Below are 12678 nucleotides of genomic sequence, written 5' to 3'. Positions count from 1 at the left end.
TAAACCGGTCGAGTCCAGCGCCGGGAAACATTTCTTCATCGTTGGCGAGATAGGGACTTTACCGGTTAAGAAAACGTTGTCAGAGTTCGGAACCAGCCAACCCGCAAGTGCTCGTCCGTCCCGAGAACGGAGCTGATGCACATGAACCGCCGTACAGTCCTGGCCGTGGTCGTGGGAGCCGCCCTGCTGGTCCCGGGGTGCACCGGCACCGGAGGATCCACGAAGGGCGCCGACGCAGCGGCGCCCACTGACCCGTCGAAGGTCTCCGGCACCATCAAGGTCCTCACCGTCCGCACCGACCTCGTGCAGGACGGGACGCTGAAGAAGTACGCCGCAGAGTTCAGCAGGACCTATCCGAAGGTGAAGGTCGAGTTCGAGGGCATCACGGACTACGAGGCCGAGGTCAAGATCCGGATGAACACCGAGAACTACGGTGATGTCCTGTTGATTCCGGCCGTCATCAAGAAGAGCGACTACCCGAGGTTCTTCGCCTCGCTGGGCACCCAGCAGGAGCGCGCCAAGAAGTACCGCTTCACCGACTTCACCGCCGTCGACGGCAAGGTGTACGGGCAGAGCCCCGTCGCCGTGAGCCCCGGGTTCGTCTACAACAAGCGGATCTGGAAGGAGGCCGGCGTCACCGAATGGCCCACCACCCCGGCCGAGTTCGTCGCCGACCTCAAGGCCATCAAGGCGAAGACCGACGCGGTCCCGTACTACACCAACTTCTCGGCCGGCTGGCCGCTGTCCTCGTGGACGTCCGTCGACGGCGCGGTGACCTGTGACCCGAAGGCGACGGACAAGCTCGCCGAGGGCGACCCCTGGGCGAAGGGCGCGGACCTGCGCGTCGGTGATCAGCTCCTGTACGACATCGTCCACGAGGGGCTGATCGAGAAGGACCCGACCACCAGCAACTGGGAGGAGTCCAAGCCCCGGACCGCCAAGGGTGAGATCGCCACGCAGTGGCTCGGCACCTGGGCGATCGTGCAGTTCCAGGACGCGGCGAAGAAGGCCGGCGTGAACCCCGACGACATCGGCTTCATGCCCTTCCCGGCCCAGACGGACGGGAAGTTCTGCGCGACCATCGGCCCCGACTACAACCAGGCGGTCAACGTCCACTCCGCGCACAAGGAGGCGGCCCGGGCCTGGATCGACTGGTTCACCGACAAGTCCGGCTATGTCGAGGACAATCTCGCCCTCTCCCCGCTCAAGGACGCGCCGCTGCCGTCGGTCCTGCAGCCGTACGAGGACCAGGGCGTGAAGTTCATCGAACTGGACGACGCCCAGGGCGCGAAGGTCAAGCAGATCGACAACGAGTCCGAGGTCGGCCTGTACGCCCCCGAGTACCGCCAGAAGCTGGTCGACCTCGCCCGCGGCGCCCGCAAGGGCAGCCTCGACGACTTCCTCGCCGACCTCAGCAAGCGCTGGACGGACACCCAGAAGAACCTGGGGTCCTGATGACGGACACGACACAGAAGGCGGCCGTGGAGGTGATCCCGGCCGCCCCCGTCCCGGCACCGCCCACGCGCCGGACCCGCGTTCGGCGGGGCGTGACCCCCTGGCTGTTCCTGATCGCCCCGCTCGCCCTGCTGATCACCTTCACCTACGCGCCGATCGCCAACATGATCGCGTACAGCTTCACCGACTGGGACGGTGTCAGCCCCGAACTGCACTCCACGGGCGTCGAGAACTACCGGGAGGTGTTCACCCGCCCGGATCTCTTCGAGGTCTTCTGGGTCAGCGGTTACTACCTCGCCGCCTCCGTGGTCCAGATCGTCCTCGCGCTCTACTTCGCGACGATCCTGAGCTTCAACGTGCGCTTCCGGAACTTCTTCAAGGGCGTGCTCTTCTTCCCGTACCTGATCAACGGCGTCGCGATCGGCTTCGTGTTCCTCTACTTCTTCCAGGACGGCGGCACCCTCGACTCGGTGCTGAGCCTGTTCGGAGTGAAGAGCGACCATGCCTGGCTCGGCACCCCGGTCTCCGCGAACACCTCGCTGGCCGGCGTCTCGGTCTGGCGCTATCTCGGCCTGAACTTCGTGCTCTTCCTGGGCGCGATCCAGTCCATCCCGGGGGAGTTGTACGAGGCCGCGGAGCTGGACGGCGCGAACCGCTGGCACCAGTTCCGCCACATCATCGCGCCGGGCATCAAGCCGGTCCTGACCCTCACGGTGATCCTCTCGATCTCCGGCTCGCTGTCGGTCTTCGAGATCCCGTACATCATGACCGGCGGCGCGACCGGCACCGAGACCTTCGTGATCCAGACGGTCAACCTGGCCTTCCGCTTCAACAAGACGGGCCTGGCCTCGGCGGCCGCCGTCGTCCTCCTGCTGATCATCCTGCTGGTGACCTGGGTGCAGCGGCGCCTGGTCCCCGACGACAAGGTGGACCTCGTATGACACGCCGTACGATCGCCCGCGCCCTTGTCTACTTCTCGCTGATCGCCGCGACCCTGGTCGTCCTGCTGCCGCTCGTGGTCGTCCTCCTGACCTCCCTCAAGTCGGAGAAGGAGATGGCCAACACGAGCGGGGCCCTGGAGCTCCCGCACGACCTGCTGAACTTCCACAACTACGTGACGGCGTTCCAGGACGGCGAGATGCTCTCCGCCTTCACCAACACGGCGATCATCCTGCTGATCTCGATCGGCGGCACGGTCCTCATCGGCTCGATGACGGCGTACGCCATCGACCGGTTCACCTTCCGCTTCAAGAAGCTGGTGGTGGCGCTCTTCCTGACGGCCGCCCTGGTCCCCGGTGTCACCACCCAGGTGGCCACGTTCCAGATAGTCAACAGCTTCGGCATGTTCGACAGCCTCTGGGCCCCGATCGCCCTCTACATGGGCACGGACATCGTCTCGATCTACATCTTTCTGCAGTTCGTCCGCTCGATCCCGGTGTCCCTGGACGAATCGGCCCGCCTGGACGGCGCCAACGCCTTCACGATCTACCGAAAGATCATCTTCCCGCTGCTGAAGCCGGCGACCGCGACTGTGGTGATCGTGAAGGGCATCACCGTCTACAACGACTTCTACATTCCCTTCCTCTACATGCCCTCGGAAGATCTTGGCGTGATCTCGACGTCGCTGTTCCGCTTCCGAGGCCCCTACGCGGCCCACTGGGAGGTCATTTCGGCAGGAGCGGTCCTGGTGATCCTGCCGACCCTGATCGTTTTCCTGTCGCTGCAGCGCTTCATCTACAACGGCTTCACGCGAGGAGCGACCAGATGACCTGCTGGTTCCGCAGCGGCTAGGCGGACAGCGCGGCCACCAGCACAGGAGTCACCTGCTCGACCTGCCAGGCCCGAGCACCGTGACCGGCCAACGCCGCCCCCACCGACTCCGCGCTGACCACGGCCGGCGGCTCCCAGCAGACCCGCCGCACCGTGTCCGGAGTGATCAGGTTCTCCTGAGGCATGTTCAGCGACTCGGCCAACGCGGACACCGCGGCCCGCGCGGCGGACAGCCGCGCGGCCGCCGCAGGATCCTTGTCGGCCCAGGCCCGAGGTGGCGGAGGCCCGGTGAGCGGCTGCCCGGGCTGCGGCAGCTGCACCTCGGCAAGGGCCCTGGCGCGATCCACCGCGGCCTGCCACTGCTCCAGCTGTCGCCGTCCCATCCGATGCCCGAACCCGTTCAACGCGGCCAGCGCATGCACATTGACCGGCAGGGAGAGCGCCGCCTCGACGATCGCCGCATCGGACAGCACCTTGCCCGGTGACACGTCCCGCCGCTGCGCGATCCGGTCCCGCGCCTCCCACAGTTCCCGCACGACGGCCAGCTGCCGGCGCCGCCGTACCTTGTGCATCCCCGAGGTGCGACGCCAGGGATCCTTGCGCGGCTCGGGCGGCGGAGCCGACGCGATCGCGTCGAACTCCTGAAGCGCCCACTCCAGCTTTCCCTGCCGGTCGAGCTCCTTCTCCAGCGCGTCGCGCAGGTCGACGAGAAGCTCCACGTCGAGGGCGGCGTAGCGCAGCCACGGCTCGGGCAGCGGACGGGTCGACCAGTCGACGGCCGAGTGCCCCTTCTCCAGCACGAAGCCCAGCACCCCTTCGACCATCGCGCCGAGCCCGACCCGGGGGAACCCGGCGATCCGCCCGGCCAGCTCGGTGTCGAACAGGCGTGAGGGCACCATGCCTATCTCGCGGAGACACGGAAGATCCTGCGTGGCGGCGTGCAGCACCCACTCCACACCGGAGAGTGCCTCGCCGAGACCCGAGAGGTCGGGACAGGCCACGGGGTCGATCAGCGCGGTCCCCGCACCCGCGCGGCGCAGCTGCACGAGATACGCGCGCTGTCCGTAGCGGTAGCCGGACGCCCGCTCGGCGTCGACGGCGACGGGGCCGGAGCCCGCGGCGAACGCGGCGATCACCTCGGCGAGCGAATCCTCGTCGGCGATCACGGGCGGAATGCCCTCGCGCGGCTCCAGCAGAGGGATCGGCGCCTCCACTGCAGAAGATCCGCCATCGTCCGGAGGGCCGCCTCCGGTGGTTCGCAGTGAAATGTCTGCTGCGGTCTCTTGGGCGTCGGTCACATGTCAAGGGTATCTGTGTATGGACAGCGCCTGCCGACGGAACGTTCCGTCGGCAGGCGCCTGAGGGTCGTAAACCAGTCAGCCCGGTGAAAGCTCTGGTTCACGTCCGTGAACAGCGAGGCTCGAAAGGGCCTCAGTGGATGATGCCGGTACGGAGAGCCACCGCCACCATGCCGGCCCGGTCTCCCGTGCCGAGCTTGCGGGCGATGCGGGCGAGGTGGCTCTTGACGGTCAGTGCGGACAGGCCCATCGAGACTCCGATCGCCTTGTTGGACTGCCCTTCGGCCACCAGCCGCAGCACTTCGACCTCACGGCCGGAGAGCTCGCGGTAGCCACCCGGGTGACTCGGGGCACCCGGGGGGCGGCGGTGCATACGGGCGGCGGCGGAGCCGATGGGGGCGGCGCCAGGCCGGGTGGGGAGCCCGACGTTGGTGCGGGTGCCGGTGACGACATAGCCCTTGACGCCGCCCGCGAGGGCGTTGCGCACGGCGCCGATGTCGTCGGCCGCGGAGAGGGCGAGGCCGTTGGGCCAGCCCGCGGCGCGGGTCTCGGACAGCAGGGTCAGGCCGGAGCCGTCGGGAAGGTGGACTTCGGCGACGCAGATGTCTCTGGGGCTGCCGATTCGGGGACGGGCCTCCGCCACGGACGAGGCTTCGATGACATCGCGCACACCGAGCGCCCAGAGGTGACGGGTGACGGTGGATCGTACGCGCGGGTCGGCCACGACCACCATGGCGGTGGGCTTGTTCGGGCGGTAGGCGACCAGGCTTGCGGGCTGCTCGAGGAGAACGGACACCGGGCCTCCTGGGGTGCGGGACGGCTTGGAAGGTCACAGACGTCTTCGGCACCGAACCCGGCGTCCTTTAGAGAATGATCACGATCTAGTGAGTAACAATTAGTGCAATTCGGACGTACGGTCGATCGTTCGGTGAACATATCGGTTCGTTCGACGGCTCACTCCTGACTGAAAGTGGCCGTATCGACAAATTGATGCTCCGTGTGGGTGGTCAGCGCGCCTGAGGGTCCCGCCGCTGTGGCAACGTCACGATCGACGCGTCACCCGGACCGGCCGGCGGCAGACCCGCGACCTGTGCCAGCAGGTCGCACCAGGAGGCGAGGTGCCCCGCCGTGTCCGGCACCCCGCCCAGGCCCTCGCGGGGCGTCCAGGAGGCCCGGATCTCGATCTGCGAGGTCGCGGGGCGCTCGGACAGGCCGCCGAAGTAGTGCGAGCTCGCGCGCGTGACGGTGCCGCTCGGTTCGCCGTACGACAGCCCGCGCCCCGAGAGCGCGCCCGTCAGCCACGACCAGCACACCTCGGGCAGCAGCGGGTCGGCGGCCATCTCCGCCTCCAGCTCCGCGCGCACGAGCGTCACCAGCCGGAAGGTGCCCCGCCAGGCGTCGTGTCCGGCGGGGTCGTGCAGCAGCACGAGCCGCCCGTCGGCGAGGTCCTGGTCGCCGTCGACGACGGTGGCCTCCAGCGCGTACGCGTGCGGGGCGAGCCGCTGGGGGGCCCGTGTCGGCTCGATCTCGATCTGCGGCCGCAGCCGACTGCCGCGCAAGGCCTGAACCGCGGCCTGGAAAGCCGGCGGAGCCGCACCGCCGCCATCCCGGTCCCCTTCCTTCGCGTCGTCCATCCCACCAGCGCCGTCCGACAGTCGTCCTTGAGCCGCAGCCATGCGGGAAGGTTAAAGGGAAGGGCGGCGTGGTGCCGCCCTAGACACCCGGACTTGGCTCCATGCCCACACAGACACCGCGCACTCGGCACTCATCGCACCGTGCGAGACTTTCCGACGTGAGTGCACCTGAGACGCCGCAGTCAGCCGCCCACGACTCCGCCTTCCTCAAGGCGTGTCGCCGTGAACCAGTCCCGCATACCCCCGTGTGGTTCATGCGGCAGGCCGGGCGCTCGCTGCCGGAGTACCGCAAGGTCCGCGAGGGCATCCCGATGCTCGAGTCCTGCATGCGGCCCGAGCTGGTCACCGAGATCACCCTCCAGCCGGTCCGCCGCCACAACGTGGACGCGGCGATCTACTACAGCGACATCGTCGTCCCGCTGAAGGCCATCGGCATCGACCTCGACATCAGGCCCGGCGTCGGCCCGGTCGTCGAGAACCCGATCCGCACCCGCGCCGACCTGGCTCAACTGCGTGACCTCACCCCCGAGGACGTCTCCTACGTCACCGAGGCCATCGGCCTGCTGACCCGCGAGCTCGGCCCGACCCCCCTCATCGGTTTCGCGGGCGCACCTTTCACCCTCGCGAGTTACCTCGTCGAGGGCGGCCCGTCCCGCACGTACGAGAACGCCAAGGCGATGATGTACGGCGACCCCCAGCTGTGGGCCGACCTGCTCGACCGCCTCGCCGAGATCACCGCCGTCTTCCTGAAGGTCCAGATCGAGGCCGGCGCCTCCGCGGTCCAGCTCTTCGACTCGTGGGCCGGTGCCCTCGCCCCCGTCGACTACCGCCGCTCGGTCCTGCCCGCCTCCGCGAAGGTCTTCAAGGCGGTCGAGGGGTACGGCGTCCCCCGTATCCACTTCGGCGTCGGCTGCGGCGAACTGCTGAAGCTCATGGGCGAGGCCGGCGCGGACGTCGTCGGCGTCGACTGGCGCGTCCCGCTCGACGAGGCCGCCCGCCGCGTCGGCCCCGGCAAGGCGCTCCAGGGCAACCTCGACCCGACGGTCCTGTTCGCCTCCACGGAGGCCGTCGAGGCCAAGACCCGCGAGGTCCTGGACTCGGCCGAGGGCCTGGAGGGCCACGTCTTCAACCTCGGCCACGGCGTCATGCCGTCCACCGACCCGGACGCCCTGACCCGCCTCGTGGAGTACGTCCACACGCAGACCACCCGCTGACTCACCAGGTGTGCCGGGGCCGCGCCTTCCTGCCGAACAGCAGGCCGCGCGGTTCCGGCGGCGGGGGAGTGCCCGGCTTGAGCGGCCAGGCCAGCAGCATCCCGGCGAGGAAGCCCACGACGTGCGCCGCGTACGCCACCGTGCCGGCGGCGGAGACGCCCTCGCCGGAGGAGTACACGGCCTGCAGCACGAACCAGAAGCCCAGCACCAGCCAGGCCGGCAGTCTGAGCGGCAGGAAGACCAGGAACGGCACCAGGACCCACACCCTGGCCTTCGGGTACAGCACCAGATAGGCGCCCAGGACCCCGGCGATGGCCCCCGACGCACCGATCAGCGGGTCGCCCGAGTCGTCGTTGAGGAGCGCGAAGCCGTACGACGCCGCGTAGCCGCAGACGACGTAGAACAGCGCGAAGCGCACATGCCCCATCCGGTCCTCGACGTTGTTGCCGAAGATCAGCAGGAACAGCATGTTGCCCAGCAGGTGCAGCCAGCCGCCGTGCAGGAACATCGCCGTGAGGACCGACAGCGGCGGGGACTTGTCGTAGTCCGGCGGGGCCACCACGCAGCCCGCCGAGCCCTGCGCGCTCGTGCCGACGTCGCCCGTGGGGACCAGGCGCGGCATCTGATGGTGGATCAACTCCTGTGGGACCGCCGCGTAGTGGTCCAAAAACGCCTGGAGATGGCACAGCTGGGACAGGCTGCTGTCGCCCGCCACGGAGCCGGACAGGCCGGGCGTGAACAGGAACACGAGGACGTTCGCGGCGATGAGCGCGTACGTCACCACGGGGGTGCGGCGCACGGGGTTCACGTCATGGACGGGGATGACCACAAGGAAGTAGTGCCCGCGATGGGCCCCGCGAATCGGCGGCGCATCGGTGAACACCCGCACGCACGCGTGCGTATGACTCCTCAACCGCCCGCGGCACGGGGAAGGCGGGCCGCGGGGACTACGTGAGGAACCACCGATGAACGACCGAATTGCTCCTCCGATGCACGCTCTTCCCGACGGGGAGGCCGAGATCTCCCTGGTGCTGCGGCTGCCGTGGGAGGACGTGGCCAGGCTCGGTCAGGAGGCCGGGCGGCTGGCCTCGCAGATGCAGCGGCCGGTGACGCTCGACGAGGCGGTGAGCAACCGGCTCAGGACCACGCGGCCGGCCTCGCACGCCAAACCGGCGGGTGAGCAGCCGGCCGCGATGCCCTCCAACACCAGCGCCTCCGTCTCGGCGCTGCCGCCCCGGCCGCCGGCCGACCAGGCCCGCCAGGCCATCGAGCGGATCAACGGAACGGCGTAGCCGTCAGGAGGCCCGCACCTTCGCGGCGGCCTTCCTGGCCGCCACCAGCACCGGATCCCACACCGGGCTGAACGGCGGCGCGTACCCCAGGTCCAGGGCCGTCATCTGCTCCACCGTCATCCCCGCCGTCAGGGCCACCGCGGCGATGTCGACCCTCTTGCCCGCGCCCTCTCTCCCGACGATCTGCACGCCGAGCAGCCGCCCCGTGCGGCGCTCGGCGAGCATCTTCACCGTCATGGGGGAGGCGCCCGGGTAGTAGCCGGCCCGGCTGGTGGACTCGATCGTGACCGACACGAATTGCAGGCCCACCCGACGCGCGTCCTTCTCGCGCAGGCCGGTGCGGGCGATCTCCAGGTCGCAGACCTTGCTGACGGCCGTGCCGACGACCCCGGGGAAGGTGGCGTAGCCGCCGCCGGCTCCCGTGCCGATGACCTGGCCGTGCTTGTTGGCGTGGGTGCCCAGCGCGATGTGCCGCTCCTGCCCCGAGACCAGGTCGAGGACCTCCACGCAGTCGCCGCCCGCCCAGATGTTCTCGTGGCCGCGCACCCGCATCGCGAGGTCCGTCAGGAGACCGCCGTGGCTGCCCAGCGGCAGACCGGCCGCCCTCGCGAGCGTCGTCTCCGGGCGTACGCCGATGCCGAGCACCACCACGTCCGCCGGGTACTCGGCGTTCTCCGTGGCCACCGCCCGCACCCGGCCGTCCTCGCCCGTGAGCACCTTGGTCACCGCGGCGTCGTCGACCATGGTGATGCCCAGACCCTCCATGGCCTCGTGCACCAGGCGGCCCATGTCCGGGTCGAGCGTGGACATGGGCTCGCTGCCCCGGTTGACCACCGTCACCTCGTAGCCGCGGTTGATCAGTGCCTCGGCCATCTCCACACCGATGTACCCGGCACCCACCACCACCGCCGTGCGGCCACGCGTGTGTGCCAGCGTGTCGATGAGCGCCTGGCCGTCGTCGAGCGTCTGCACCCCGTGCACACCGGGGGCGTCGACTCCCGGCATGTCCGGCCGGATCGGGCGGGCGCCGGTCGCGATCACGAGTTTGTCGTACGACGTCCAGGACTCGGCCCCCGACTCGAGGTCACGCGCGCGTACCCGCTGTCGTCCGACGTCGATCTCCATGACCTCGGTACGCATGCGCAGATCGATGTCACGGGCCCGGTGCTCCTCGGGCGTACGGGCGATCAACTGGTCCGGCTCGGTGACGTCCCCGCCCACCCAGTAGGGGATGCCGCAGGCCGAGTAGGAGGTGAAGTGGCCCCGCTCGAACGCCACGATCTCCAGTTCGTCGGGGCCCTTCAACCGGCGTGCCTGTGACGCCGCGGACATGCCCGCGGCGTCACCGCCGATGACGACCAGACGTTCCGACGTGTCCCGCGTGCGGCTCATGTTCATGCGAACACGCTACGAGGGCGCGGCATTTCAGTCCTGCTCGCCCCGCTCCTGCTCCCGTCCCGGTTCCGGGACCGGACGTGCCATGGGCAGCGGGCCCAGAGCGGTCGAGGCGGCCGCCGGCGCGGGCCGGCGAGGCAGCCGGGGCCGGATCAGCCGTAGCCACACCAGCACGATCAGCGCGATCCCCGCCAGGAACGGCAGTACCGCGGCCAGCGCCACCACGACCCAGCGCAGCATGGTCACGAACGCGTCCCAGCCGCCCGAGAGCGCGTCGACCACGCCGGGGTCGTCGTCCTTCTCGGCCTTGGCGACGGGCGACTCGGACAGGGACAGGGTGATGGTGGCCAGGCTGGTGCGGTCCTTCAGGGAGGCCTGGCGGGCGAGCAGTGACTCCAGGTCGGCCTGACGGGTGCTCAGTTCGCCCTCCAGGGTCACCACGTCGCTCAGCTTGGTCGCCTTGTCCATCAGCTCCCGGATCCGCGCCACACTTGCGCGCTGCGTCGCGATCCGGCTCTCCACGTCGACGACCTGGTCGGTGACGTCCTGCGCGTTCGCGGTGCGCTCCAGGAGCTTGCCCGCGCCTTCCAGGCCGGCGAGGACCTCGTCGTACTTCTCGACGGGTATCCGCAGCACCACCTCCGTCTGCTCCCGGCCCTCCTCGTCGCGGGAGGTGGACTCCTTGCCGACGAATCCGCCCGCGTTCTCGGTGGTGGTGCGGGCCGCGGCGAGCGCCTTCGGCACGTTCTTGACCTGCACGGTCAGCGTGGCGGTGCGGATGATGTGGTTCGCGGTGGGAGCGGGCGCCTGGGAGGCCTGTTTGCCGCCCGCGCCGTCGGCGTCGCCGGCCGCGCCCTCCGCCTGGCTCTGCGCCGCCTTGTCGTCGGACAGGGCGCTGCCGCCGTCGCTGCTGTCGGCGCCTGCGCTGCACCCGGTCAGGGCGAGGCCCGCGGCGAGCAGGAGGCCGGCCAGGGCCCGCGCGGGCCGTACGGAACGTCGTGATCGTGATGTGTGCATGCGGGCGTCCCCCCGAGGGTCGTGAACAACTGACGCTCCTTCGACGCCGGAGCGGGTGCGAACGTTGGACCGCGGTGGTTCCGATGCGGTCACGGTCGGGACTCGTGAAGGACACCGGGCCGCCGTCGGACTGTCAGTGGGGTCTGAGAGGCTGGGGCCATGAGCGGATCACGGGTCGTCGTCATCGGAGCCGGCATCGCGGGACTGGCCGCGGCGCACCGGCTGGCGCAGCGCGGTGCGCGCGTCACCGTGCTGGAGGCGTCCGACCGGGTCGGCGGCAAGCTGCTGCCCGGCGAGATCGCGGGCGCCCGCGTCGACCTCGGCGCCGAGTCGATGCTGGCCCGCAGGCCGGAGGCGGTGGCCCTGGCCCGCGAGGTGGGCCTCGACGACCGCCTCCAGCCGCCCGCCACCGCGACCGCCTCGATCTGGAGCCGCGGCGCCCTGCGCCCCATGCCCAAGGGCCACGTCATGGGCGTTCCCGGCACCGCCGAGGCCCTGGCCGGCGTGCTGTCCGAGGAGGGTCTCGCCCGCATCGAGCAGGACGCGGAGCTGCCCCGCACGGAGGTCGGCGACGACGTGGCGGTCGGTGCGTATGTGGCGGCGCGCCTGGGCCGCGAGGTCGTCGACCGCCTCATCGAACCCCTCCTCGGCGGGGTCTACGCCGGCGACGCGTACCGCATCTCGATGCGCTCGGCGGTCCCGCAGCTCTTCCAGGTCGCCCGGACCCACACCTCGCTCACCGAGGGCGTCCGCGAGATCCAGGCGAGGATGGCGGCCAACCAGCAGACCGGGCCCGTGTTCATGGGCATCGAGGGCGGCGTGGGCACCCTCCCGCTCGCCGTCGCCGACTCGGTCCGCGCGCACGGCGGCGAGATCGTCACCGGCGCCCCGGTGACCGAGCTGCGCCGCGAGCCGTCCGGTGGCTGGAGGGTCGTTGCCGCGGACCGCGTCCTGCACGCCGACGCCGTGGTCGTCGCCGCCCCCGCCCCGGCCGCCGCGGGCCTCCTGCGCGCCGAGGCCCCCGAGGCCGCCACCGAGCTCGACACCGTGGAGTACGCCTCCATGGCCCTGGTCACCCTCGCCTACCGCCGCTCCGACACGGCCCTGCCCGCGGGCAGCGGGTTCCTGGTCCCGCCGGTCGACGGCCGCACCATCAAGGCGTCCACCTTCGCCTCGCAGAAGTGGGGCTGGATCGCCGACGAGAACCCGGACGTCGTCGTCCTGCGCACCTCCGTCGGCCGCTACGGCGAGACGAAGATCCTGGAGCGCGACGACACCGCCCTGGTGGACGTCTCCCGCCACGACCTGCGTGAGGCCACCGGGCTGGACGCCACCCCCCTCGACACCCGCGTCACCCGCTGGACCGACGGCCTGCCCCAGTACCCCGTCGGCCACCACGCGCGCGTGGCCCGCATCCGCGAGCACGTCGCCAAGCTCCCGGGCCTCGCGGTCTGCGGCGCGCAGTACGACGGCGTCGGCATCCCGGCCTGCATCGCGAGCGCCTACGCGGCGGTGGACCAGATCCAGGGCGACCTGACCGCCGTACGGGAGCTCACCGCCAACCCGGTGCAGAGTCTGCACGGCGGAGCGGGAGAATAGGGCC

At 70.2% G+C, this 12678-nt stretch carries 12 protein-coding genes; 6 read left to right on the top strand and 6 right to left on the bottom strand.

The annotated features are described in order from the left end of the window. Positions 1 to 141 precede the first annotated feature (141 nt). From AQJ46_RS21400 to AQJ46_RS21390, 3 genes are read left to right on the top strand one after another with little or no spacing between them, the layout of a single operon-like run. Positions 142 to 1455 carry an ABC transporter substrate-binding protein gene (locus AQJ46_RS21400; protein WP_063803836.1) on the top strand — a complete coding sequence of 438 codons (1314 nt, stop codon included), beginning with the start codon at positions 142 to 144 and terminating at the stop codon, positions 1453 to 1455. Next, positions 1455 to 2396, top strand: a complete 942-nt coding sequence (locus tag AQJ46_RS21395; protein ID WP_059207124.1) for a carbohydrate ABC transporter permease — start codon at positions 1455 to 1457, stop codon at positions 2394 to 2396. The genes AQJ46_RS21400 and AQJ46_RS21395 overlap by 1 nt, the downstream gene beginning before the upstream one ends. After that, positions 2393 to 3223: a carbohydrate ABC transporter permease gene (locus AQJ46_RS21390; protein ID WP_059207123.1), complete on the top strand. Its 831-nt coding sequence runs from the start codon at positions 2393 to 2395 to the stop codon at positions 3221 to 3223. The genes AQJ46_RS21395 and AQJ46_RS21390 overlap by 4 nt, the downstream gene beginning before the upstream one ends. A 19-nt stretch (positions 3224 to 3242) precedes the next feature. Here AQJ46_RS21390 and AQJ46_RS21385 read toward each other — a convergent pair whose 3' ends face one another. The 3 genes from AQJ46_RS21385 to AQJ46_RS21375 all read right to left on the bottom strand — a co-directional run bounded on the left by AQJ46_RS21385 (position 3243) and on the right by AQJ46_RS21375 (position 6199). Beyond that, the gene (locus AQJ46_RS21385; RefSeq protein WP_079072375.1) at positions 3243 to 4523 is read right to left on the bottom strand and encodes a ribonuclease D; all 1281 of its coding nucleotides are present in this window, start codon (positions 4521 to 4523) and stop codon (positions 3243 to 3245) included. 133 nt (positions 4524 to 4656) lie between these two features. Then, positions 4657 to 5319, bottom strand: coding sequence for a helix-turn-helix transcriptional regulator (locus AQJ46_RS21380; protein ID WP_057611178.1), 663 nt, complete (start codon positions 5317 to 5319; stop codon positions 4657 to 4659). A 211-nt stretch (positions 5320 to 5530) separates the two neighbouring features. Beyond that, positions 5531 to 6199, bottom strand: a complete 669-nt coding sequence (locus AQJ46_RS21375) for a DUF3000 domain-containing protein (RefSeq protein WP_079072374.1) — start codon at positions 6197 to 6199, stop codon at positions 5531 to 5533. A 116-nt stretch (positions 6200 to 6315) separates the two neighbouring features. Between AQJ46_RS21375 and hemE the strand changes: the two genes are divergently transcribed. After that, a complete protein-coding gene (gene hemE, locus AQJ46_RS21370) occupies positions 6316 to 7371 on the top strand; it encodes a uroporphyrinogen decarboxylase (RefSeq protein ID WP_057611176.1) in 1056 nt (351 codons plus the stop codon). A gap of 1 nt (position 7372) precedes the next feature. Here hemE and AQJ46_RS21365 read toward each other — a convergent pair whose 3' ends face one another. Further along, the gene (locus AQJ46_RS21365; RefSeq protein ID WP_059207311.1) at positions 7373 to 8200 is read right to left on the bottom strand and encodes a rhomboid family intramembrane serine protease; all 828 of its coding nucleotides are present in this window, start codon (positions 8198 to 8200) and stop codon (positions 7373 to 7375) included. A gap of 136 nt (positions 8201 to 8336) precedes the next feature. Here AQJ46_RS21365 and AQJ46_RS21360 point away from each other — a divergent pair, with 136 nt between their 5' ends. Then, on the top strand, positions 8337 to 8663 hold the full coding sequence (locus AQJ46_RS21360; RefSeq protein WP_199873728.1) for a hypothetical protein: 327 nt from the start codon (positions 8337 to 8339) through the stop codon (positions 8661 to 8663). A 3-nt stretch (positions 8664 to 8666) separates the two neighbouring features. Here the strand turns inward: AQJ46_RS21360 and AQJ46_RS21355 are convergent, their stop codons facing one another. Together AQJ46_RS21355 and AQJ46_RS21350 are read right to left on the bottom strand one after the other, a co-directional pair. Continuing rightward, positions 8667 to 10061 (bottom strand): FAD-dependent oxidoreductase, encoded by a 1395-nt coding sequence (locus AQJ46_RS21355; RefSeq protein ID WP_059207121.1) that lies wholly within the window; start codon positions 10059 to 10061, stop codon positions 8667 to 8669. A gap of 27 nt (positions 10062 to 10088) precedes the next feature. Further along, positions 10089 to 11075, bottom strand: coding sequence for a DUF4349 domain-containing protein (locus AQJ46_RS21350; RefSeq protein ID WP_059207120.1), 987 nt, complete (start codon positions 11073 to 11075; stop codon positions 10089 to 10091). 159 nt (positions 11076 to 11234) lie between these two features. Between AQJ46_RS21350 and hemG the strand changes: the two genes are divergently transcribed. Beyond that, on the top strand, positions 11235 to 12674 hold the full coding sequence (gene hemG, locus AQJ46_RS21345) for a protoporphyrinogen oxidase (RefSeq protein WP_059207119.1): 1440 nt from the start codon (positions 11235 to 11237) through the stop codon (positions 12672 to 12674). Positions 12675 to 12678 lie beyond the last annotated feature (4 nt).

Origin of the sequence: Streptomyces canus, assembly GCF_001514145.1 — a bacterium.
Taxonomy (GTDB): Bacteria; Actinomycetota; Actinomycetes; order Streptomycetales; family Streptomycetaceae; genus Streptomyces; species Streptomyces canus.
This window is presented reverse-complemented; position numbering and strand designations above follow the sequence as displayed.